24 protein-coding genes are annotated in these 23195 nt (G+C 36.9%); 7 read left to right on the plus strand and 17 right to left on the minus strand.

All coding sequences use genetic code 11. From position 1 onward, the window contains the following. Positions 1-510: 510 nt before the first annotated feature. From AZF04_RS04020 to AZF04_RS04030, 3 genes are read right to left on the minus strand one after another with little or no spacing between them, the layout of a single operon-like run. Positions 511-1119 carry a YesL family protein gene (locus AZF04_RS04020; protein ID WP_061947674.1) on the minus strand — a complete coding sequence of 203 codons (609 nt, stop codon included), beginning with the start codon at positions 1117-1119 and terminating at the stop codon, positions 511-513. 13 nt (positions 1120-1132) lie between these two features. Continuing rightward, the gene (locus AZF04_RS04025; protein ID WP_061947675.1) at positions 1133-1930 is read right to left on the minus strand and encodes an inositol monophosphatase family protein; all 798 of its coding nucleotides are present in this window, start codon (positions 1928-1930) and stop codon (positions 1133-1135) included. A gap of 8 nt (positions 1931-1938) precedes the next feature. Then, positions 1939-2664: a GntR family transcriptional regulator gene (locus AZF04_RS04030; protein WP_061947676.1), complete on the minus strand. Its 726-nt coding sequence runs from the start codon at positions 2662-2664 to the stop codon at positions 1939-1941. Positions 2665-2913: 249 nt separating this feature from the next. On the opposite strand from AZF04_RS04030, the gene AZF04_RS04035 reads away from it, so the two are divergent. The 5 genes from AZF04_RS04035 to AZF04_RS04055 are packed head-to-tail and all read left to right on the plus strand — an operon-like array spanning position 2914 to position 8487. Then, positions 2914-3876 carry an ABC transporter permease gene (locus tag AZF04_RS04035; protein WP_235599920.1) on the plus strand — a complete coding sequence of 321 codons (963 nt, stop codon included), beginning with the start codon at positions 2914-2916 and terminating at the stop codon, positions 3874-3876. Then, positions 3876-4739 (plus strand): carbohydrate ABC transporter permease, encoded by an 864-nt coding sequence (locus tag AZF04_RS04040; RefSeq protein WP_061947677.1) that lies wholly within the window; start codon positions 3876-3878, stop codon positions 4737-4739. Before AZF04_RS04035 ends, AZF04_RS04040 begins: the two co-directional genes overlap by 1 nt. A gap of 23 nt (positions 4740-4762) precedes the next feature. Further along, positions 4763-6319: a type 2 periplasmic-binding domain-containing protein gene (locus tag AZF04_RS04045; RefSeq protein WP_061947678.1), complete on the plus strand. Its 1557-nt coding sequence runs from the start codon at positions 4763-4765 to the stop codon at positions 6317-6319. Positions 6320-6349: 30 nt separating this feature from the next. Next, positions 6350-7108: a PHP domain-containing protein gene (locus AZF04_RS04050; protein ID WP_061947679.1), complete on the plus strand. Its 759-nt coding sequence runs from the start codon at positions 6350-6352 to the stop codon at positions 7106-7108. Then, positions 7105-8487 carry a sulfatase family protein gene (locus tag AZF04_RS04055; RefSeq protein WP_061947680.1) on the plus strand — a complete coding sequence of 461 codons (1383 nt, stop codon included), beginning with the start codon at positions 7105-7107 and terminating at the stop codon, positions 8485-8487. The genes AZF04_RS04050 and AZF04_RS04055 overlap by 4 nt, the downstream gene beginning before the upstream one ends. A gap of 97 nt (positions 8488-8584) precedes the next feature. On the opposite strand, the gene AZF04_RS04060 is transcribed toward AZF04_RS04055, so the two are convergent. Then, positions 8585-8812, minus strand: a complete 228-nt coding sequence (locus tag AZF04_RS04060; RefSeq protein ID WP_045486868.1) for a hypothetical protein — start codon at positions 8810-8812, stop codon at positions 8585-8587. A 148-nt stretch (positions 8813-8960) separates the two neighbouring features. On the opposite strand from AZF04_RS04060, the gene pdaB reads away from it, so the two are divergent. After that, on the plus strand, positions 8961-9722 hold the full coding sequence (gene pdaB, locus AZF04_RS04065) for a polysaccharide deacetylase family sporulation protein PdaB (RefSeq protein WP_061947681.1): 762 nt from the start codon (positions 8961-8963) through the stop codon (positions 9720-9722). Positions 9723-10153: 431 nt separating this feature from the next. On the opposite strand, the gene AZF04_RS04070 is transcribed toward pdaB, so the two are convergent. Further along, a complete protein-coding gene (locus AZF04_RS04070; RefSeq protein WP_061947682.1) occupies positions 10154-10831 on the minus strand; it encodes a KinB-signaling pathway activation protein in 678 nt (225 codons plus the stop codon). Positions 10832-10974: 143 nt separating this feature from the next. Here AZF04_RS04070 and gerD point away from each other — a divergent pair, with 143 nt between their 5' ends. After that, the gene (gene gerD, locus AZF04_RS04075; RefSeq protein ID WP_061947683.1) at positions 10975-11595 is read left to right on the plus strand and encodes a spore germination lipoprotein GerD; all 621 of its coding nucleotides are present in this window, start codon (positions 10975-10977) and stop codon (positions 11593-11595) included. 55 nt (positions 11596-11650) lie between these two features. Here the strand turns inward: gerD and AZF04_RS04080 are convergent, their stop codons facing one another. The 12 genes from AZF04_RS04080 to AZF04_RS04135 form a co-directional block, all read right to left on the minus strand. Then, a complete protein-coding gene (locus tag AZF04_RS04080; RefSeq protein ID WP_061947740.1) occupies positions 11651-12718 on the minus strand; it encodes an Mrp/NBP35 family ATP-binding protein in 1068 nt (355 codons plus the stop codon). An 81-nt stretch (positions 12719-12799) separates the two neighbouring features. Beyond that, positions 12800-13537, minus strand: a complete 738-nt coding sequence (gene cwlD, locus AZF04_RS04085; RefSeq protein WP_061947684.1) for an N-acetylmuramoyl-L-alanine amidase CwlD — start codon at positions 13535-13537, stop codon at positions 12800-12802. Between the two features lie 78 nt (positions 13538-13615). Next, positions 13616-14059, minus strand: coding sequence for a DUF2521 family protein (locus tag AZF04_RS04090; protein WP_061947685.1), 444 nt, complete (start codon positions 14057-14059; stop codon positions 13616-13618). 141 nt (positions 14060-14200) lie between these two features. Beyond that, entirely contained in the window at positions 14201-14770 is a 570-nt protein-coding gene (locus AZF04_RS04095; RefSeq protein WP_061947686.1) for a glycerol-3-phosphate responsive antiterminator, read from the minus strand. A 19-nt stretch (positions 14771-14789) separates the two neighbouring features. Further along, positions 14790-15581, minus strand: a complete 792-nt coding sequence (locus tag AZF04_RS04100) for an HAD-IIA family hydrolase (protein ID WP_061947687.1) — start codon at positions 15579-15581, stop codon at positions 14790-14792. Between the two features lie 11 nt (positions 15582-15592). Next, complete coding sequence (locus tag AZF04_RS04105; RefSeq protein WP_061947688.1) at positions 15593-17317, minus strand: ABC transporter permease; 1725 nt, start codon at positions 17315-17317, stop codon at positions 15593-15595. Next, the gene (locus AZF04_RS04110) at positions 17314-18441 is read right to left on the minus strand and encodes an ABC transporter ATP-binding protein (protein ID WP_061947689.1); all 1128 of its coding nucleotides are present in this window, start codon (positions 18439-18441) and stop codon (positions 17314-17316) included. Before AZF04_RS04110 ends, AZF04_RS04105 begins: the two co-directional genes overlap by 4 nt. Before the next feature lie 45 nt (positions 18442-18486). Next, positions 18487-19518, minus strand: coding sequence for an ABC transporter substrate-binding protein (locus AZF04_RS04115; RefSeq protein ID WP_045486836.1), 1032 nt, complete (start codon positions 19516-19518; stop codon positions 18487-18489). Between the two features lie 247 nt (positions 19519-19765). After that, positions 19766-21421 carry a glycerol-3-phosphate dehydrogenase/oxidase gene (locus AZF04_RS04120; RefSeq protein ID WP_061947690.1) on the minus strand — a complete coding sequence of 552 codons (1656 nt, stop codon included), beginning with the start codon at positions 21419-21421 and terminating at the stop codon, positions 19766-19768. Between the two features lie 181 nt (positions 21422-21602). Then, entirely contained in the window at positions 21603-21800 is a 198-nt protein-coding gene (locus AZF04_RS04125) for a hypothetical protein (protein ID WP_045486893.1), read from the minus strand. Between the two features lie 211 nt (positions 21801-22011). Further along, positions 22012-22944 carry a peptidoglycan recognition protein family protein gene (locus AZF04_RS04130; protein WP_061947691.1) on the minus strand — a complete coding sequence of 311 codons (933 nt, stop codon included), beginning with the start codon at positions 22942-22944 and terminating at the stop codon, positions 22012-22014. Further along, complete coding sequence (locus AZF04_RS04135) at positions 22928-23185, minus strand: phage holin (protein WP_061947692.1); 258 nt, start codon at positions 23183-23185, stop codon at positions 22928-22930. The genes AZF04_RS04130 and AZF04_RS04135 overlap by 17 nt, the downstream gene beginning before the upstream one ends. Positions 23186-23195 lie beyond the last annotated feature (10 nt).

Below are 23195 nucleotides of genomic sequence, written 5' to 3' on the forward strand. Positions count from 1 at the left end.
ATCAAACTCTCCGTTAAAGGATAAGCTGATTCGCTCATAATTTGCTGGCCTCGATTTTCATCGATGTTCCATTTTGCATTGATTTCTCAATGACTAACAATTGACGAGATACCTTGTATCTCTTTAATTCGCTTGGCTTTTGTTCAGTTTTCAAAGAACTTATATCGCTTTAATAGCGACTTTCACATCGTATCAAACGAGCAACATTTTGTCAATAACTCTTTTCAAAAAACTTTGTTGCTGTCTTAGCGACAAGAAATAATATACCACCCTCAGAAAATAACTGCAAGTGTTTTTTTAAAATAATTTATATTTCTTATATTAACCAATCACGACCTTAAAATTCAACACCCATTATTTATCTTAGAAAAACATAAATAAAATCTATATAAAGCCACTGCACAAATAAAAGGAAGCAAGCACCGCGCCCCTAAGAAAAGGCACAATCAACTCACTTCCATATTTCGTTCAAAATCACCGCTCAAGAACAGCATTTATCAATTGTGCAATCTAAATCTTAAATTCAGATTCAAGCTTTTTTATGGCGGACATAGAGAAAACAATGAGCACCCAGCTAGGTAAACTAGCCAAAAAGAAAGGTAGAAATGCTGGAAATACACTAAATAGATAATATAAAAAAAGCAATGATACGATTTTAGCCCCAGTAATCACAGGGAAACTAAACGTTAAAATAAAAGCCGCTTTCATGTATGCCAAAGGAGATAAATGATAATGAACATACAAGGCAGGCACATACACCGACACAACTAAAAGGATACATGTACCTACTAGAAAGACTAGCCACAATATACTATTTAACTGTTGAATCTCACTCACAGCATTAAATCCCAAGTAGGCAGCAAAAACAAAACTCCATCCATATAAATTGGACTTCACTAATTCCTTTTTAAAAATTCGAAAAAACCGACCTTTCCATTCAGTGTTTTTACCTAGAAACTCATCTCTAAAAAAGGTCAACAAAGCAACACTCGCAGGAAAGATACCAAAGAATCCAAGACCTAAAAGAGTATAACCTAGCCAAAAGAGGTTCAAAAGAAACAATTTATAAATCCACTGACAAACCAGAAGTAATCGGTCCATTAGAGCTGTTTCTTGCATATGTAACACCTCACTACAATTGAAGAGTATTTTGAAGCTTTTTATGTATATAAGAATTACCAGCAACCACACATACCGGTTTAATTGGCATGGAAGACGAATTTAATTCAGAAATACCACCACCTGCCTCACTTACTAGCAAACGACCCGCCATAATATCCCACGGCTCTAAATCATAATGCCAAAAGCCATCCAAACGACCTGTTGCAACTAGAGCAAAATCTAAACATGAGGACCCTGATATACGAACACTTCTGCAATGAGACAATAGAAACTCTAATTTATGTAAGGTTACTTTCTGATGGTTCTTTACTCCATCAGAAAATCCAAAACCTATTAAACTTTCTTCTAGTCTAGCTCGGTTTGAGCAGAATATCCTTTCGTCGTCCGCATAAGCACCCTTTCCTCGTTCAGCTTTATACATTACTCGATTACTCAAATCATAAATCCAACTTAAATAAGGCTCTTCACCATAACATAGAGCAACCGATATACAATAACGCTGATTATCATGAACAAAATTCACCGTTCCATCTAGCGGATCAATCACCCACGTCCACTGAAATTCTTCAAGCATCGTTTGTGAGCATGTCTCCTCTGACAATACCTTCCCTTCAGGAACAAGCTCCTTCAAACCTACTATTAAGTTCTCTTCTAATTCGCGATCAACCGATGTTACAAGATCACTTCTACTTTTCTTTGTGTCAATTTCAATTGGAGTTACATCATTCATAGCTGAATCGCCAATTCTTCTAATCAACTTCTCTACATTTAGAGCAACTTCACTTAATAACATGGTACGAACCATCATACCCACCCTCACCTTTTCCTTCGAATCATAAACTTAAAAACATCATTTCTTAAATAATCAATCGAATAAAAAACAGGTCGATTAATTTCATCATAATGAACTTGTTTCATTAATAGCACTGTCGTATGAGGATGGACTAATAGTTTTTGACAATAACGGTCCGTATGAAGCGGAACAACAATTTCAGTGTCTGCTTGTTCTATTTTGACACGACAATGCTTTTCAATAAATTGGAGCAAAGAACCTGAAAATTCCTTTTTCTCGAAAGCGTCTCCAATGAGCGCCCGCGGAATAATATTCAAAGAAAAGACAACCGGTTCGCCATCAGCTGTACGAATACGCTCATGAAGAATGACTGGATCCCCCACTTTAACTTGTAAATTTTCTGCCCATTCTGGTTCACACAACATTTCGGAAATCTGCTCACTTCGATCTCCCTCTTGCAAAGAAGCCGCCCTAATAATATCAGTAATACTTGTTAACTTTTCCAAACTACTCGGAATGGTTTTTAGTGGCGTTGTTACAAATGTTCCGACTCCCCTTTTTACAACCACTCGACCTTCTTTTTCAAGCACTTTAACAGCCGAACGAAACGTTTCCCTGCTTACACCATAGGATTTCGCCATTTCTATCTCAGAAGGGAATTGATCTCCAATACAAAACTCACCTTTTTCTATAGAAGCAAATAACTTGTCTCTTATTTCCATATAACTTGGCCTTAACGACTTACCCATCACTTACACCTCTAGACATATTAAAATTATTTAAAGTTTACCATATAGCTCATTTAAAGAAATACTTAATCATTAGCATAATAACATTAAACAAGTAAAAACCTTATAAAATAAACCGTTTCCTCAATTGTTAAAGTTTTATTAAGTAGACAAAATGTTTTTTTATCTTTTATTAACAACTAATTTACATGCGATTGTTAGAATATGTACTTGTAAGATGTCTAGACAATAAAGAAAGGAGACATTAAGGTGAAGCCAACTACATTGCATAATAAGAAATTAAGCTCAACGAAATCTATTCAAGCAGAACCGAACTTAAAACGAAGGCTTTTGCAAGGAATTCCCCTTTACATCATGATGTTACCTGGGATTTTGTATTTCCTTCTATTTAAATACGGTCCTATGATCGGCTTATCGGTTGCTTTTTTTGAATATGATCCGTTTAAAGGGTTTTTAAATAGTACGTGGGTAGGCTTCGAACATTTTGAACGTCTTTTCACAGAGAGAATTTTCTTAGACTTATTATGGAATACAGTCGTTTTAGGTATTTATGACGTTATTTTTTATTTTCCAGCACCGATTATCCTTGCTCTTCTTTTAAATGAAATTAGAATACGTTGGTTTCGTACTAGTATACAAACGATCCTTTATACCCCGCACTTTATTTCATGGGTTGTCATAGTCGGAATAACAACAGCTTTATTCTCAACACAATCAGGTGTCATTAACCAACTTCTGCAAACAATGGGCTTAGATAGAATAGAGTTAATGACAGATCCTAGCTATTTCAGGCCATTATGGGTCATCCACAACATTTGGAACGGAATGGGCTGGGACGCCATTATTTATTTAGCCGCCCTATCATCGATCAACCCCCAATTATATGAAGCAGCAAGAATTGATGGTGCTACTCGTTTACAAATGATTTGGCATATTACCCTACCTTCAATTGCCAATTTAATTATTATCATGTTCATCTTAAGACTTGGAGGATTTTTAGATTTAAGCTTCACTCACGTATACTTACTGCAAAATCCATTAAATCTACACGTTTCCAATATCTTTGATACATATGTATATCGTGCAGGAGTTCTAGGTGGCCAATACAGCTATACAACGGCCGTTGGCTTGTTCAAATCAATAGTCGGAATACTAATGGTCATGGGAGCTAATCGAATCGCAAAGAAATTAGGAAAAGAAGGTGTTTATTGATGCGGAAGCTCAAGATAACAGAGGATCGACTGTTTGATATAGCTGTTTATACGATTATATCTATTATTACACTATCAGTTATCCTTCCCATCTTATACGTGTATACAAGTTCATTTGCAGCGAGAAGTGAGTTTATTACTAGAAGTTTTTTTCTGATTCCGCGTAACGTTACATTTGATGCATATCGTTACCTCCTTTCTAGTAGTGAATTTATCGTTGCATTTAAAAATGCTGTTGTTATTACCGGCATAGGAACATTTATTAATATGTTCATGACCACATTAATGGCCTATGCCTTATCAAAAAATTGGTTACCTGGAAGAAAGCAAATCAATTTCTTAATTTTATTTACGATGATTTTTACTGGCGGAATGATTCCATTATTTCTCATTGTTTCTAATCTTGGATTAATCGATAGCTATTGGGCGTTATGGTTAACATCAGCGATTTCACCATTTTATTTGATTGTTATGAGAAGTCTCTTTACTAACATTCCTAGAGAGTTGGAAGAGGCCGCAAAAATTGATGGCTGTGGAGAATGGCGCCTTCTACTGACCGTAGCATTACCTTTAGCAAAACCAGCCATTGCGACGTTTACCATTTTCTATATGGTAGCCCATTGGAATTCTTATTTTGACGCAATTCTTTATTTACAGGATCCTAATAAAATGCCTCTTCAAGTTTTATTACGTCGGCTCCTTATTTTAGATGAAGATTTAATTACTAGCGACAACGATATTTTATTCAGCCCGGCAGTTGGAATGGCCGCTATCGTCATTACGATTACACCTTTAATTATCCTATTTCCGTTTTTTCAGAAATATTTCAACAAAGGGTTTCTCTTAGGTTCTGTGAAGGATTAATCAACTATTAGGAGGATTTAAAAATGAAAAAGATAAGCTTATTTCTCGCTTCTATTCTTATGCTAGTAGGTTGTGCAAGCGGACAAGGACAAGAACAAGAAGAATCACTATCTAACAATCAAACATCAGCAGACTCTTCGGAAAATACCGAGGTCGATCCTTATGATTTCAGTGAGCACTTAACGATCTCATTTCTTACAACGGGTTCACCTGTAAGTGAGGAGAACAATGCAATTTATGAATATATTGAGGACAAATTTAATATCACGATGGAATGGACGTACTATGACCGTGATAATTTCGGTGAATACTTTAATACGCTCGTTGCTAGTGGAAATGTTCCTGATGTATGGCGATTCGGTTATAACGATCCAAAAGAATACATTGATTGGGCAGAACGTGGCATTCTTTATGATGTTAAGCCTTTACTAGATGATTATCCCGGCTTAAATGATCATATTCCAGAACAGGCATGGGAACAGTTAAATCCTCCTGGCCATTATTTTGGAGTGCCAGAATATCGCTTGCAAACGAGAAATATGCTTGCCATTCGTCAAGATTGGTTGGACAACCTCGGGCTAGAAGTTCCTGATACAATTGAAGACTTTTATGAGGTCGCATATGCATTTGCACACGATGACCCAAATGGAACTGGAATGAATGATACAATCGGCTTTTCTTCTATTGGCTTATTTGATGATGTGACCGGTACAGCCTGGCGCGGTGGAGCATTTGGACTTGCTCGCGATTGGATTGACATTGACGGTCAGCTCGTTCCTTACCAAGCTCAATTAAATGAGCTTGAAGAATATATTGGTTTTATGAGAAAGGCCTATGAAGAGGACGTTTTAGACAAAGACTTTATGCTGCATTCCGATTGGAGAGATGCAAACGACCGCTTAAGTATGGGAATTGCCGGAATTGAGTATGTAAATCCAAACAGTGTTCATCGCAAAGAAGCTGAGGATATAAAAGAGATTGACCCTGATGCCGAGTTAACGTTTTTTATTCCACCTGCCGGACCAGACGGCTCACGAACAACCCCATCGCGCCCTAGTTATTTTAAATCTGTTCTATATTCTGATATGAGCGAAGTGAAAGCTCGCAGACTATTAGCTTTATTTGAGTGGAATGTAACAGAAGGTTATGAAATTACTCGACATGGACTCGAGGATATACACTGGGTACAAAATGACGATGGTACTTATGAACAATTAGACAAGTGGGATGAGGACGAACCGTCTACAATCGGAACGAACATCTTACGACCTTGGAATCCATTACACAAATCTTACTGGTGGTTAGGAGAGGATTTCCTCGAAGAGTTAGCTGGCTATTATGAAACAAACGAAGAGTACTATTGGGAAAGTGATAACCCTAATTTAATCTCAGAAACCGATCTTAACCAGGGTGCTCAGCTTAATGCGGAATTCGAACAAATCTTAACAGAGATTGTTGTTGGAAGACGTGAAATAAGTGATGTGAAAACAGCTGTTGATCAATGGTTGAATAATGGCGGGCAAGACATTATTGATGAAATGAATGAACAGTACAAGGTTTACAACGAAGAAAGAAGTTAAATGTAATAGGATAAAGAGAGGATGATTATAATGAATATTGATTTTCATACCCATGGAAAACTGAGTAAAAAAACTCCCTTTTCTCTTAAGGATTTTTCTGAATCGATGAAAGAAGCTAAACAGGCAGGACTTGATGCAATTGCTTTAACAGAACATTTTAATGCCCATCATTTTAAAGAAACATACGAACAAATAGATGACACATATACTTATCAGTCAGGACATTATATGGTTGAAGGTATCAAGGTATTCCCTGGTGTTGAGGTTGATGCAAAGGAAGGTGGTCATTTCCTTTTTATCGGTCATCGTGAGGATATACGGGAATTTGTCGAGAAGCTACAGCCGTATTTAACTAAAGAAAATTTCCTGCCAATTGCCGATTTATTTGCTTTATCCGTTTCTTTCAATTTCTTAAAAATTGGTGCTCATCCTTTTAGAGAGTCCAACCCTTTAACTCATCATGATCATTTTGTCTTTGGACATTTAGATGCGGTTGATCTTAATGGAAAAGATATTTATAAATACGGTAGAAAAATGAAAGAAACTTTGCAAATTTGGGCTTATCAGAAAGACCTACCTATTGTAGCTGGAAGTGATACTCATCAACACTTACAATATGGTTGTGTGTATAATACGTTTGTTAAAGACTGCAAAAACGTTGAAGAGCTTAAAGAAGTCATTCAATTAGGTCATTATGATTTTCATATCTCTCCACATTTAGAAGTTCAGGTAAAGGCGGCGAGTAAATTAAAGAAAGTTCTAAAAGCTTCTTTAGTAGGTAGCCAATGATAAATAAACAGCCAAATATTCTATTCATTATGCTTGATCAATGGCGATTCGATTGGTTTGGTATTCATGATGAAAAGATTTACACTCCCAATATAAATAGGCTTGCTCATAATGGTACGTTTTTTAAAGAGGTCATATCGAATAGTCCGACTTGTGTTCCGAGTCGGGCTTCCATTTCGAGCGGTCTTTATCCTTTCCGATTAGGGATTTTGAATAATGATCATCATTTCCCACTAGAGCAGCCTACCTTTTACCAACAATTACGTAAAAACGGCTACCAGGTTGGCGGGTTTGGAAAATTCGACTTCCAAAAGCCTTCATTAGATTTTAAAAACGGACAAATGCCTTTGAATTACCACTTAGGGTATACTCATCCATTCGAAGTAGAAGGGAAAATGAGTTCAGCAAAAAATCGAACAGGACAACTTATGCAATCAGAGAACGAAGCGTTAATAGGACCGTATCAGGCCTGGCTAAAAAAACAAGGACTTCTCCAAACACATCTAGATGATTATCGTAAACGAAACCGGCAAAATACCTGGTATACAGAGGCATCTCCTTTTGACGAACAAAAAACATTAGATGGTTTTATTTTAAGCAAAGCCAAAAAATTTTTAAATGAAGTCGAACCCTCTCAGCCATGGTTTTGTGATGTAACCTTTGTAAACCCTCATGATCCTTGGGATCCACCTGAAAAATGGGCTACCTTTTATCAAAACACCTATTTTTCGGATTCAATTAAAAAGGAAACAAAGGCAAAACCGCAGTGGGTTCAGCAAAGACAAGGGACTTATTCCGACATGACTGCTGAAGATATTCAACAAGTGAAACGTTATTATTCTGCTATGGTTAGCCAAATCGATCAATATATTGGTGATTTAATAAATCTTTTAGATGAAAAAAGAATTTTGGAAGAAACGATTATTATTCTTACATCCGATCATGGAGAAATGCTTGGCGATCACGGCCTTTTACAGAAACAAATCATGTATGAAGGCTCTGTTCGAACCCCACTTATTATAACTGACCCACGCATTGAACAAATTGATCAGGTAGAGGAATTAGTTGAACTTGTTGATTTATTTCCAACCATTTTAGATTTTGCTGGAATCCAATATAAAGGAGCTTTAGACGGAACAAGCGTCAAACCCCTTTTAACAACTTTAAAAGAGCATAAAGCAGACCAATTATCTGTATGGGAAAACACTGAAATGCTTCGCACAAAAGAATTTAAGTATATCCATCATTTTAATGACACAGATGAATTTTACCATCTTGCAACTGATTCGTTTGAGCTTAATAATCTTTCAAATCATCCTCTTAAGCAGGACTTTAAGAAAAGACTGAAAAAGAAAAAAGGCTCCTATCCAAAGTATTAAATGAACTCTCCAATTCCTCCTTACAAATCAAGTACTGGTTTTAAATTGCAGTACTTGATTTTCTATTTAGTATTATTTTAAACATTCTTATATCGATTTATTTATATCCTCTTTTTGTTTTAGGTAAGACATATTTCATTTTATCTTCTGGTGTTCCAAATCTTTTATAAATTCCATAGATAATTTCGTATTTTTCTTCCATCACAAGCTTTACCACTTCATCAATTCTTGGGTCACTTAAATCTAATAAGATTTCCTCTAGCTCCCTTTTCAAAACAAATTCTACCTCTTTAACTTCTTGATCTGATAATAGTACACCTAACATCCAACGACACCTCGACTTTTAGTAACTGTTCGACCGTACCTTAGAAAAAAATGGTACCTTACAATTCTTTTCTTACTGACCAAGTTTTATTCATATCTTGTCCTCTTTTGCATAAGATATTTTAAGGAAAATTGAAGGAGGCGTGTGAATGAATCTCTTTTGGGTCATTAATGCTAAACGAATAAAGACTGCTTCTATTATTGTGCTTACTGCATTTGTTGCCGCTATTTTTTTATATGTAGAGCGTACTCATTTATCTGTTTTCGCTACACCTGAAGGACCACAGGCATTTTATCGAGCAGAAATCGAAGAGAAGGAAGTTGCTCTAACTTTTAATATTAGCTGGGGAGAGCAACGTATCGGACCCATCTTAGAAGCATTAGAGCAAAATAACATTGAAGAAGCTACTTTCTTTGTTTCAGCTTCTTGGGCAGAACGTTATCCAGATTTAGCTAAGAGTATCGTTGAAAAAGGCTTTGCACTCGGAAGTCATGGTTATCAATATAAAGATTATACCAATTGGGAGAATGAACAAATTCTGAAGGATTTACGGAGAGGACAGCAGGTTTTGTCAGAGATTACAGGAGAGACACCTCACCTATTGCGCCCACCAAATGGTGCCTTTGATAAAAGAGTTCTTCAATTGGCTGATGAACAAGGGTTAAGTGTTATACATTGGAGTATTGATTCTGGAGATTACAAAAACCCTGGCGTTGAACAAATTATTCAAAATGTAGTATCAGAAACTAGCGCAGGCGATGTCTTACTTTTCCATGCCTCTGATTCCGTTAAGCAGACCCATGAAGCGCTTCCTGTCATTATTGAACAGCTGAAGGAAAAAGGATACTCTTTTATTAACCTCGATCAAATGATGGACAATGCTCATACGACCAATAAGGAGATTTACTAAACAAGAGAGCGCGCGATTGTAAATCCTAAAGCATTAGAAAAAACGCCTTTGAGAAATGAAAACTCAGAGGCGTTATAATATTAATCGGAAAATTAGACCCTTCTTATTTATTTCAGCCTTTTAAAGGTGAATAGGATTCTCCCATACCCTTTTTTGTCAGCACCGTTCTTTTTCGGCAAATAGAGCTTTCTCTTTTGAATCCATTCCCTTGGCCCTGCCTTTTTCATTCATAAAAGGCTCTTTTTTATGCAAATAGAGAGCCGTATCTTGCTATTCGCCTGCCCGAGAGTAGTTCAATTTCTTTTCGCCAAAAATGTCCCCTGCACCTAAGGGGAGGTCAAAAAGATGCTCGTGAATTATCCTTAAGCCTGTCCATCATCTCGCTTTACGAGACATTTATCGACAGGCTGAGACGAGCAGTGGACTCGACTTTATTTCTTTTTCTTTTTTTTCTTCTTTTTACTATTCTCCCTAACAAGGACAGCAGGTTCTTGACCAGGGTTTCCTCTTTTACTTTTACCATCATCACTACTTTGTAATCGATGAAGGATTAATAACTGCCAAGTATTGGCTGCAAGAAGCGGTGTAAAGTATACCCATAACCACTTAACATTATTTTCAATAAGAGCAGGTACCCACTCAATAGATGTTACGACTACCATAAAGAATAAAGCCGGAATAAAGGCTGCCTTATTCGTATCCTTTGATTTCAAGAAGGCAATCAGAACACAATATAATGTGAAAAGAAGAGGCATTAGCATATAATGAAAAATTGTTTCGTCACCTGATGCAAAAGCAACATACCTGAAGTAAATTAAATCAAATATAACAAAAGCAATTAGAATGATTTGAACAGCATTCCAAAGCCTAGCTGTTTTAAATAACCCTAATCCAAACCGATGCACCGTTAAGTAAGCAAAAAAGCCCATTTGAGCAATTAAGGTGAAGGATGCGGTAATTCCTAATAACCAAACTAATCCAAAAAACAGGTTTAAAAACCCATCTCCTACTAATAAATCGTAATCAAAGAAAAACCCTACTATCGTTCCACTCAGAGAACCGATAACAAGAGTTGACCAAAATAAAAAAACCACTTTTCTACTATTCACAGTACTTTCCTCCATGTTTCAATCATACTTTTTTAATTGTATCAAAATTTCTCATATAATTACCACTTGTTCTTAATCTTGAATGAATAAAAAATGATAAAATGTCTCAAATTAATGACAAATGACCGAAAGGAGCAGCAAGAATGAACGCACTACGCAAATGGCTCTTTCTATGTTTATTCATTACTTTGCTTTCAGGCTGTGCCGCTGCAGAAAATAGCGGACAAGCTGATTATGATACCACAAAAAAAATGATGGTTGATATGCTAAAAACCGACGAAGGAAAAAAAGCCATACAAGAACTTATGCATGATGAAGAGATGCGTCACGATTTAGTCATGGACAATTTTTTTGTGAAAGAAACGATTCAAGAAACACTAACTACTGAGCAAGGTAAAGCGTTTTGGCAGCAAACGATGAAAGACCCTGAGTTCGCGAAAACATTCGCAGAAGCTATGCAATCAGAAAATGAAAAGATTTTAAAGGGACTCATGAAGGACCCTGAATATCAAACGATGATGGTTTCTATTCTTCAAGATCAAGAAATTAAGGATTCGATTTTAGAGCTTTTAAAGTCAAAAGAATATCGTGAGCAGGTCATGACCATCATGTCTGAATCCTTTGAAAGTCCTTATTTTATGGCGAAGATAAATGAAATTCTTTCAAATGTCACAGAGGAACAGCTGAAAAAGCAGGATGAAGAAGGCGGATCAGGCTCTTCTGAAAGTGGACAGGATTCAAGCCAAGAAAGTGAACAAGAATAATCATTAAAAAAACTGCCCTTTTATAAAGAAAAGAGCAGTTTTTTTGTTGTTAAAATTAAGCTTTCGTTTTTCTTTTTGTTTTTTCAATGACACGCTTCGCTATTTCTATATAGACGGCTCCGATTTTATCTGATTCTGAATAGATAGATGGAGCAAATTCTTCTTCGTCCAATTCAGGCTGCCCTAATGGAATTCTTCCGAGGATTTCTGTCTTTAATTCCTCTGACAAGCGATCGCCCCCACCCTTTCCAAACACATATTCTTTCTCGCCTGTTAACTCACTTTCAAAATAAGCCATATTCTCAACAATACCAAGAATTTCATGATGTGTTTTTATTGCCATTGTCCCCGCTCGCGCAGCGACAAAAGCAGCTGTTGCATGAGGAGTCGAAACTAATATTTCTTTGGAATGTGGTAGCATTTTATGTATGTCTAACGCAACGTCACCTGTCCCAGGTGGTAAATCTAAAATTAAATAATCCAACTCTCCCCATTCTACATCCGTAAAAAATTGATTAATCATCTTTCCTAGCATTGGACCTCTCCATATAACAGGAGCGTTATTCTCAACAAAAAAGCCCATAGAGATGACTTTTACACCAAATCTCTCAACAGGAAGAATCCGATTTTCTACAACTTGTGGGCGTTCATCGATTCCCATCATATCAGGAACACTAAAGCCATAAATATCAGCATCAATAATTCCTACTCTTTTACCGAGACGAACAAGGGATGTTGCTAAATTTACAGATACCGTTGACTTACCAACACCACCCTTACCGCTTGTAACCGCAATAAAGGTAGTTGGACTTTCTGGATTTAAAAGAGCTGGGCCTTCATATTTAGGTTTTGGAAATCCTCCTGCCGCTTCTATTTCATCGTCTGATAATTGATCAAAACGAAGTCCAACTGATGAAGCTCCCTCGTTTTTTACAATTTGGACGATTTCTTGTTGAAGCTCCATTTGTGCGCCTGTTCCCATTTTTGAGACAGCAATTTTTAAACTAACTCGATCTTCATTTATTTTAATGTTACGAATTCCACCAATTTCGACAATGCTTTTATTTAAATCACGATCTTTTACCCTTTTCAGAGCATCGATAATTTTCTCTTTTGCTAGCACTTCAAACACCATCCTTCTCCATTCTTAACCCTTTTATTTAGTATAGCACACTAAGCTAATCAGACGTGAAGCGTTTGCACCCTATTCATACTCAGGAGAGGGGGGCACTTCATCTGTATAAAAACGAATAATTCCTTGATAAATGGAAGCTGCTACCTTTTGCTGATATTGATCTTTTTCTAAAAGGCCCGCTTCTATTTCATTAGACAAGAATCCCGCTTCCACAAGTGCTCCTGGTATTTTCGCATTTTTTAATAAATAGATGTTATGAATAGGCTTGGCAATTCTCTTCGTATTTTCTAAATTTCGGGTTAACTCATCTTGAATAAAATTAGATAAATGTTCATTCTCAGAAAAAGAGCGGTGGTAAAAGACCTGCGCTCCACTCCACCTTGGTGATGGAATAGCATTTAGATGCAAGCTAATAAATAAATCAGCATCTGTTTCATTCACAATGTCGGCTCTTCTTTTTAAATCCTCTTGCTTACGATGTCTAATTTTTTCTGTACTAGCATCAGCTAAATCATAATCCTCTTCTCTAGTCATTACGACTAGTGCTCCCGCTTCCTGTAGATAATCACGTAAACTCAAGCTTATTTCTAGCGCGACATCTTTTTCCAATAGTCCAGATTTTGACATCGCCCCACCGTCGATACCTCCATGTCCAGGATCTAGAACAATCACCTTACCAGATAACGGTAAATTCCATGTTGACCAAGAATCATTACTAATAAATTGAAATTGAATAATAAAAAGGATGGCGACTATACCTATTGCAAAAGCCGCTCCTTTTAGCCACTTTTCTAATGACTTTTTCAATCATAATCCCTCCTGTCTCTTTATACTTATGTATATTGGGACAAGATGAGCATTATGAGCGCCTTTTTAGCCATTTATTTAGTGCAATTTCATCCGATACCTTTTCTTTCCTTCCTGTAAACCACGTTCCCACCAATAATCCACAAATGTGTCTGATAAAATGGATAAGGATTCTTCGTTCGAACCACCTTTCGTATCAAACCAACCGTATAAAATATGAAATAACGAATGAGAAAGCTCTTGTAACTCTAATTGGCACCGCAATTTAACTTCTTCATCCGTTTCCCCTAAATAGCAAATACGACTAAACTCAGCACCAATTAAATAAGCATCGATAGCTAAATCCATAATCGGGTCTAATAAAAAGGGGTTTACTAAGAATTGAAATGGCATAATCGGTCTAAAATGCTGTTCCACATGCTTTTTTAACCCTTTAATGGATAAATGTCTGAGTATACCCCGCTCAAATTTCCATTGCTTTTGTCTTCTTTTATCTGATAAATTTGTGATTACTGAAGCCATTATTTCCACTCCTCTCATGACTTTTTAATAGTATAAGGAGCTAATAAATGACTCATGCAATGGTTTATTTACCATTAAATCCAGAAAAAATTATTTAAAATCAAAAAGACTAGACATCTATTTCGTCTAGTCTTTTTATCCCTATAAATTTAAATTCCATAAATTAGTGCTTCCTACCGAAATAGCCAATGCGCCAGCCCGTAAAGAAGAAAGAATTTCCTCTTCTGTCTGAATTAAACCTCCAGCTATTAATGGTAGGGATACTTTTTCGGTTAAATCATAAATCACTCGGGGCATAATTCCTGGTAAAATTTCTAATGCATCCGGCTTTGACTTCTCTACCATGCTAATCCCTTTTTTAATAGCACTATTGTCTATTAGAAAAAGTCTTTGGATAGTAACCATTCCTTCTTCCTTAGCAAAACGAATTAAATGACTTTTCGTTGTAATAATTCCTACTGGCTTTAATACTCGAGCAATATACTTAATCCCACTTTTGTCATTAGAAATTCCTTCTATAAAATCTAGATGGACAAAAACATGCATATCTGCATCTTTTAAGCGTTGAATATACTTAGGTAAAGATAAGATATCACCCGTTAATAAGAAAGCGACATTAGATTGACTACGAATAGCGTCATCAATTAATTCCGGTTTATTGATTGCAGAGATTACCTGAGATTCAACTAAATCAACCATCGAATTTCCCATTTTATACACCTGCTTCTTGTCATGACATTAATTGCTTCATAATAGTAGGTACTTCTTTAATACTCTTTAAAGTATAAGTTGGTTTAAAAGGTGAGTTTTTCAGCATCTTCTCGTTCGTTATCCCTGAGAGAACCATAATCGTCTTCATTCCCACCTCAAAGCCCATTTTTATATCTGTTTCTATCCGGTCTCCTATCATAAAGCATTGGTCATATGTCAACTGAAGTTGATTGACTGCAGCTTCAGCCATAAAGCGTGAAGGCTTCCCGATTACAGCATCAATTTTTTCTCCTGTCGCACCTTCTATCGCACCTATGATCGCTCCACAATCAGGAATTTGTCCTACATCTGTTGGGCAAGTTCGATCTGGATTTGTGGCAAACAGCTTTGCACCAGCTTGCCATGCCTTATATACTTGTAATAGCTTATGATACGTAAAGTCACGGTCCCATGAAATGATTACATAATTAGCGTTTTCCGGGTCATGGGTAAGAGGAATTTGGTGAAGCTCTAATTCCTTAAGTAAAGCCAATTCGCCCAGCACCCAAACCTTCTCTCCAGGCAACATGTTATTCTTTAGATATTTAGCCACTACATAGCTAGAGTTAATAATTTCATCTAGTGTAACAGTGATATCCATGCTCTTTAGTTTATTTACGTACTCTTCTCTAGAATAAACCGAATTATTTGAAAGGAAAACCACCTTATCGCCTTGTGTACGTATATATTCAATCGTATCTTTAGCACCATCAATTACTTGATTACTTAAATAAACAGTACCATCTAAATCAAATATATATCCTGTTGTCATTCAATTCACCTCTAATATAGAGAGTTCTTAGTCATCTTACTTGCAATATATTGTAATAATAAAACAATAACAATAATTAAAATGGCCATAGCTGAAGCGGTATAAACCTCTCCGCGTAATAAATTCTGAAATACAACTAAACTCATCGGTGCCCAATCAGAAGGAGCCATCAAAATTGTAACAGATGTTTCCTTAATGACGGTAACAAACACAAGGATGGAGCCTGCTGCAATACCTGGAAGCATTAAAGGTCCAACTACCGTTAAAATCGCCATTAGCTTTGAAGCACCTAGATTAACAGAAGCTTCTTCAATATCAGGCTTTATAGACATCATCGTTCCCATCGTTGAACGAATCATATAAGGCATTCGCCTTATTGCATAGGCAATAATTAACAGAGTAGCCGTTCCAGTTAATTGAAGAGGTGCCGTATTAAAGGTTTGAATATAGGCAATCCCTAAGGCAATTCCTGGAACAATTAGCGGAATAGAAGAAACAAAATCTAATTTCACCGCATTTTGTCGCACAACAAAGTAAGAAACCAGCGTCGAAACAATAACACTTAATAGTAAAGCCCCTATCGCTAAGATAATACTGTTCATTATATTACTCGTAGAACGATTAAAAATCGTTTTGTAATGATCTAAAGTAAAGCCGCGCGGTAAAAGATCCGCTCCCCATGTGGTAGCAAAAGATTGTAACCCCACGGATAAAACAGCTAATAAAGGAATTAATACAATTATTCCTGTATATATAGCCAAACCAGTAGTAACCCATTTGTTATCATTCAACTTTAATTGCTTTGGTTTTCCTGATAAGGTTCCGTAATTTTTCCCTTTAGTAACAAGTCTTTGTAACCAAAAGAAAAAGGCAGCTACAATGACCATTACAACCGTTAAAATCGATGCTCCAGCCCAGTTGAAAAATCCAGAGATTTCTCGATATGCCTCAACAACAATTAGATTTAATCCATCGGGTGCTAGGATAATCGGTGTCCCAAAATCAGAAAAACTAACTGTAAAGATAAGAAGTGCACTCGATATAATCCCTGGTATAGCTAACGGAAAGGTAATAAAAGCCATCGTAATCCAGTTCTTCGCCCCTAAATTTTGGGAGGCTTCTTCTAACGATACATCACTGAGCTTAAATGCTGCTACCATCGGCCATAGAGCGAACGGGAAGAAGAAGAAAATTTGAACTAATACGATTCCTGTCATTGAATAGACATTAAAAACGGTCCCGTCTCCTCCTAATGATTGGTATAAAGTTGTCACCCAGCCTGTTCGGCCGAACATAATAATAAAGCCCGCTGCCGAGATAAAGGTTGGTACTATAATTGGCAACGTACATAATGCAGCATAAAACTTTTTTAAAGGCATCGTTGTACGAGCGAAGCCATAAGCAATCGGCAAGCATAACAAAATGACTAAAGTTGAAACTCCTAAAGAGAGCATAAGACTATTGATTAAAGCGTTGTAATAAGTCCCACCAGCTAACAGCTTTTCATAATGTTCAAAGGATGCATTGGAGAGCCTTTCAATATTAGTTTTTAAAATATCTGGGTTAACAAGAGATCCTAGAATATTTACCGGTTGTCCTGTAAAACTTACTAAGAAAACTGAAAACAATGGCAATATTAAGAATAAAAAGAAGAATACAATTACAAGCCATTTCATACCAGATAAACTATCGAATCTTGAGAGGAACGAGCCTTCTTTTAACTTACGTTTACTCATATTATTAACACCCTCTCTGGGTCAACCGTTACCTTCACATCCTCGCCATTTGTCAGGACTCGTTCTCCAGGAACATATATTTTTTCAATTCCGATCTCATGTTTACCTACTTTTACATCATACCGAATATTCGGTCCAAGATAAGTGTGCATAATTACTTTTCCTTCAATAATATTTTCATGATTGACAGCAGTATCTTTCGCATATATTTCCATTCCCTCTGGACGAATTAATACTTTAATGTCTTTATGCTCCTTCGAAAAATTCGATTTTAACGTAAAATGTTCCATTTTCACAACAGAGCCTGTTGCGGTTCTTTCAACTATTTGGCCTTCAAAAATATTTGATGACCCTACAAAATCAGCCACAAATGGAGTCGCAGGGTTACTATACAATTCAGTAGGTGTTGCATTTTGGATAATTTCTCCATCTTTCATAACAGCAACACGGTCTGCCATACTCATCGCTTCTTCTTGGTCATGTGTAACAAAAATGGTAGTGATTCCAACATCTTGTTGTATTCTTCTTATGGTCGTTCGCATTGTGTTTCTTAATTTTTTATCTAAGTTAGAAAGAGGCTCATCCATTAACAATACAGATGGTTCCATAACAAGAGCACGAGCTAATGCAACACGCTGCTGCTGACCACCTGATAATTCGTTTGTCCCACGTTCAGCTAAGTGACCTAACTCTACATAATCAAGTGCCTCAGAAACTTTGTCAACAATATGTTTAGGCGGCTTAGCTAAACGTCTACTTAGTAAACGCGCAAAGCTAGAAATCTTCGAACCAAAACTCCCATTATAAAATTCGCGAATCGTTAACCCATAGGCAACATTTTCGAACACATTATAGTGTGGGAATAAAGCATAGCTTTGAAAAACCATTCCACAATTCCGTTTATTAGCTGGTACTTTATTCACTACTTTATCATTAAAAAGAATTTCCCCAGACGTTGGTGTTTCAAAGCCTGCAATACATCGCATGGTTGTCGTTTTCCCACAGCCTGAAGGGCCAAGAAGGGCAAAAAACTCCCCTTCTTTGATTTCAATGTTTACGTTATTAAGTGCCGTAACATCACTATTATATTTTTTCACCAGATTTTTTACGATTACACCACTCATTATTATGCCCTCCTAAGTTACATTCCTTACCAATACCTCACCTAGTTATTGGTATCTTTCTCTCCACTCATTGCGTATACGATCATAGTTTTCTACAACCCAATCAATATCTAAATCCATCGCTTTATCTTGAAGACCATCTAACGTTAACGGTGATTTCCCTTCAATACTAGGGTCAACAGGAATGTGGAACCAATCTGCTTTAATCTGCTGCCCTTCTGGAGAAAGCATAAAGTCAATAAACTTTTGTCCGCCTTCTGGATTTGGTCCGTTTTCAATAATAGCTGCAGGGTTTACAAGAACAGGTGTATTTTCTGGAATATGAAAGTCAACCGACTCACCTCGATCTTTCATTTGGTAAGCCATAAAGTCAAATCCAACACCAATTGATGCTTCACCTGTTGAGGCTGCTTGAGCAGGAGCTCCACCCGAGTCTGGGAAACTGCTTACATTTTGAACTAAAGCATCAAAGTATTCCCAACCAGCCTCTTCTCCTTTTTCCATTAGCTGACTAAGTACTAATAATGTTGCCGTCCCTGAGGCTGCAGGGTTTGGTATTTGAATTTCTCCTGCCCATTTTTCATCTAATAACTCGTCCCAAGTTTGCGGTAGTTCTGACTCATCTACTAAGTCTGTATTATAAATTAAACCTAGTACAAACACTTCAAGGCCTACCCACCTGAAATCTTCATGTCTCATTTTGATTCCATCTTGATACACTTCCCAATTTTCTGCAATTTCAGGAGTATAAGAACCGATGAATCCTCGGTCAATTGCAGATTCAAATGGTAAAAGTCCACCTCCACCATACCAAACATCAGCTTGTGGATTGTCCATTTCAGCAATCATCTGATTAACTAAAACATTTGTCCCTGCATATTGAACATTAACAGAAATTCCAGTTTCCTCTTCAAAAGCCTCCGCAATTTCACGTGTCATATCAGGTGTCTCTGGTGAATATAAAGTAACGGAACCTCCAGAGCCTCCATTGGAATCATCTGAATCAGAGCCTCCGCAAGCTGCCAAAGCAACGACTGAAACTATTGCTAACATTAGTAAACTAGTAAAACGCCTCATTTTAAAAACCCTCCCCTAATATAATTAAAACGCTTTCATAAGAAGCAATATGATCTTATCATACATCCGCAAAAAAAATAGAAGAGAATTTTCCACAACGAAATAAGGTCATTTCGCTGAGGGTCTTCTCTTCTATTCTCTACCCAAAATATATGATTAAATAAATTATACTTAAAGTACACACTATTTTCAATATTTATTTAACAAATAGTTAAAAAAGTTTGTTAAAATGGAATATTATGCTTTTTTATAAATCAGTAGGCTTCTCAGCAGCCTTTATTCTATCTAATAACTCTTGCTTATATAGAGCCTTCTCTTGTTCATTCCATTTTAGTGTAACACCCATAAATATGATAACGTGCTCCGACCACCTCTTAACCCAATCGATATCAAAAAACAAGGAGCCTGTTCGGTTTATAAAGAAATCTATCGGCTTCACGACCATCTCATTTTCTATTCCATAACACAGCTGCATATAGATATCTAAGTCAAGATTATGCTTTTCACCCTCGTGCCAATCTTTGCTGTATGAAAAGACTCGCTCAATATTTGAACCATAAAGTCTAACTAGCTTCTCACTACTCTCTTTCGTCAGTCCTAAGACCATTCCTTGCTCTACCTGCTTTTCAATAAAAGCGGGATACCCTGCTGAGCCACCTACATCTCCTCCAGAAATCGGCAATTTCTTCGTTTGACATCCCGAATACAGGATATTATGTTCCTTTTCTAATAAATCAGCCACTAAATTAATAGTTAATTCAGCCATTTTCCTATATCCTGTTAGTTTACCACCTGCTATCGAGATTAGCCCTGATTCCGACTGCCAAATTTCATCCTTTCTAGAGATTTCAGATTCTTTTTTCCCTTCCTCGTAAATCAACGGCCTTACTCCTGCCCAGCTTGATTCCACATCTGATTCATCAATCGATAAAGAAGGAAACATGTAATGAATACTATTTAAAATATAAATACGGTCATCCTGTTCCATCGTTGGATTAGAAGTATCTCCGTTATAAAAAGTATCGGTTGTACCAACATATGTTTTTCCCCCACGAGGTATCGCAAAAACCATTCGCCCATCAGGTGTATCAAAGTAAACAGCTTGTTTTAAAGGAAATTTTGATTGGTCTAAAACGATATGAACACCTTTTGAGAGCTTTAACTGCTTTCCTTTTTTTGAATGGTCTAACTCACGAATCTGATCGACCCATGGGCCAGCTGCATTAATCACTTTTTTAGCAAAAATTTCGATTTTCTCACCTGTTAGTAAATCCCTTACGACGACACCCTTTACTCGACCTTCCTCATAAAGTAAGCCTTCTACCTTTGCATAATTAGCAGCAAGAGCACCGAAACGAATTGCTTCCTTCAGAACCTCAATCGTCAGCCTAGCATCATCGGTACGATACTCTACATAGTAGCCGCCGCCCTTTAACCCTTCTTTTTTTACAAGTGGCTCTTTTTGTAAAGTCTCATTTATGGAGAGCATCTTTCTTCTTTCCTTTTTCTTTACTCCCGCTAAAAAATCATACACTCTTAACCCCAATGAGGTTGTAAACTTTCCAAAGTTCCCCCCCTCATGAAAAGGTAAAAGCATCCATTCAGGTGTCGTGACATGTGGGCCATTTTCATATACAATCGCTCTTTCCTTGCCTACCTCTGCTACAAGTCCAATTTCTAATTGCTTTAAATAACGTAAACCTCCATGAACAAGCTTTGTTGAACGACTTGACGTTCCCGCAGCAAAATCTTGCATTTCAATAAGGCCAACTTTCATCCCTCTTGTACTGGCATCAAGTGCAATCCCTGCCCCCGTAATTCCACCACCGATAATCATAACATCTAAGCTATTCTGACTCATTTCTTCTAATATGGACTTTCGACTATTACTTGAAAAATTCATGCTCTTCGCCTCCCATATTGGCAAAAAAAGACCACACTAAACACAAAGGAAGGCTCCTTATGTGTAGTGTGGTCTCTCTTATTCTCTAACCAACTTTATGATGTTACGTCTAATATACTACCCAATGAATCATTTTGCAAGACTACATGGCATTAATTGTCGTTATTCAATGAAAACGAAATTAATAATAGTAAGGTGGATAGTATGGAGGTGGATATGGATAAGGGTATGGATAGCCATATCCAGGGAATAAAGCGTTCGCCGCTAATCCTCCTAAAAAACCACCTACAAAGGGACCACCAAAGCCGAAGCCAGGTCTTCCTCCCCATCCAGGTCTCCCTCCCCAACCCGGACGACCTCCCCATGGTCTTCTTACCATTGAATGGTCAACGGATACCTGTTGTTGGTGCGGATACCATGTATAATGCTGATTTTCTTGATTATTCATCGTGATCTACCTCCTTCAATGGTATCAGTATATGCATTCGTCTAAATTTGCTTTGGGCAGGTGACTAGTAAAGGAGAAAAAGACAATGTAAACGAACATATATGCAATTCACTTAATATAACTTATTAGAAAATAAGTAATTTTATATTTTAAATAAATAAGCCCACGTATTCTGTCCCACTATACCATCAACAATAAGGTTATTATTCTGTTGATAGTCACGTACTGCTTTTTCTGTTATTGGTCCAAAGATACCATCTGCTTTAATTCCCAATTTACGTTGTACCGCTCTTACATCTTCACCCCGTATATTTGGACGAGTCAATCGAAGTAAACGATTATATTTAAATTTAGACTCCCGTTGCATGTTCAGTTCTGCCCATGTTTTAGAACCGACGATTCCATCCTGTGTTAATCCTTTTGCTCGTTGAAAGGCTAAAACCGTTTTGTGTGTTTCCTCTCCAAAATGGTTATCTGCCCCAAATACCGGTAAAGGAAAACCATGAGCAATTAAACGTTTCTGCATAGTTCCCACAGCTTTACCTCTCGAACCTTTTTTTAAGGTAGGTGTAGGATTGTTAAACTTTGTACCTGCAGTTTTTGGAGGAGGAGGCATTTGGGTACTAGAGTTTAACTGCTGCCTTACTGTATTCATATCAATTCCCGGACATAAAGTATTTGCGCCAGAGTATTCTCTATGGCCTTTCACATTAGCAATTCCTAAATTAAAACGTTTCATATTATATTCGACTCTTTCAATCCATGCTTCTTCTTGCTCATCCGTAAAATCCCCATTACCTACCAAACAAATATGATAGGTATTGTTGTTGTGATTAGATATTCCGTTTGTTATAACATTCGGATCATAGCACAGTTGTACTTTACCATCTGGTAGAATTATTTCATGATAACCACCCGTTTTCCATCCTAAACCCCTCCAACGACCAGTCCAAAAAGAAAAGTAGTCACCGCCCTTTGTAGCGGAATGGTGACGAGCAATTGATGTGATACGAGTTAATACCCTTTTAGAAAAGCCGCCGTGTGTATGTTTACGAATATCAAGTATTTTGCTCATATTTTACCACCTTGATTAACCCTTGTTCTTGTAAAACTTCTTTTTGTTTTTTCCCTTTTTCCGTCACATAGTTATTATTGAACCAAGCGATTGACGCAGCAATTGCTGTAACGATTGTACTAATGATTTCATACCACACCACTTCATCTCCTGGGACTGGAGTCAAACCGAAACTTGTAAGGATTTGGTTAACTAAAGCTAATAATAAAACGATTGTCCTTATAAATGTTCCTTTATCCATGCAAGTACCT

Origin of the sequence: Alkalihalobacillus trypoxylicola (assembly GCF_001590785.1) — a bacterium.
GTDB lineage: Bacteria > Bacillota > Bacilli > Bacillales > Bacillaceae_D > Alkalihalobacillus > Alkalihalobacillus trypoxylicola.